Source organism: Methylobacter sp. BlB1 (genome assembly GCF_015476545.1).
GTDB lineage: Bacteria > Pseudomonadota > Gammaproteobacteria > Methylococcales > Methylomonadaceae > Methylobacter.
Map to the genome: position 1 here is coordinate 1 of NZ_JADMKV010000197.1, position 813 is coordinate 813.

Consider the following 813-nt stretch of genomic DNA (forward strand, 5'->3'; position numbering starts at 1 on the left):
GCCATGTCGGCCTGACGCCGCAACTGGTGGAATTTGACGCCCTGCGCGGCGCCGGCCTGAGCATAGGCCAGAACTGGGTCCTGACGGGCGGCAATCTGGTCACCGCCGCCCCCGGCAAAACGGTCAACTATAGATGGTACGCCGGTCGAATGACGAGCAGGCCCTACCCTGATGCCAAGTCGAAACTGAAGAAGCTGTTTGCCGAGCCAGTGGAATACGGCGCCGTCAACCTGATGCCGTCGGATCGCATCAAGCAGGCCAGCAAGGGCGCTATCGGCGCGTTGATCATCGAGCCGCAAGGCGCGAAGTGGCAGGAAGACGCCGCTATGCGCGCTTCGGCCACGGTCACGCTGGCTAACGGCAAGTTCTTCCGGGAACACGTGCTGATATTCCAGGATGACCTGAACCTGCAGCAAAACGGCCTGCCCGTGCCCAACCTGGCCGAATCGGAAGATCCCGAAGACACCGGCCAGAGAGCTTTCAACTACAGGACTGAACCGCTATGGACACGCATGGGCTTTGCGGCGGATACCCCGCTGACGCTGACGCGCGGCTTTGACTTCAGCAACGTGCTGACCGGCGATGCGGAAACACCGACTTTCCTGGTCAAAGCCGGCGAGCCGGTCCGGCTGCGCGTGCTGCAGGCCGGCGGTCATGCCCGCAACCATGTCTTCCAGCAGCATGGGCACATCTGGCAGGAGGAACCGTTCACCGACGGCTCGACGGTGATCGGCACCAACAGCTTCTCGGAATGGCAGGGCTCCCAAGCCGGCATCGGGCCGGGCAGCCATTTCAACTTCCTGCTGGCCAATG

The 813-nt window shown here is 62.9% G+C and carries 1 pseudogene; it reads left to right on the forward strand.

What is annotated here, in order from left to right:
* A pseudogene (locus IT781_RS22000) lies at positions 1-813 on the forward strand (hypothetical protein); the annotation flags it as partial.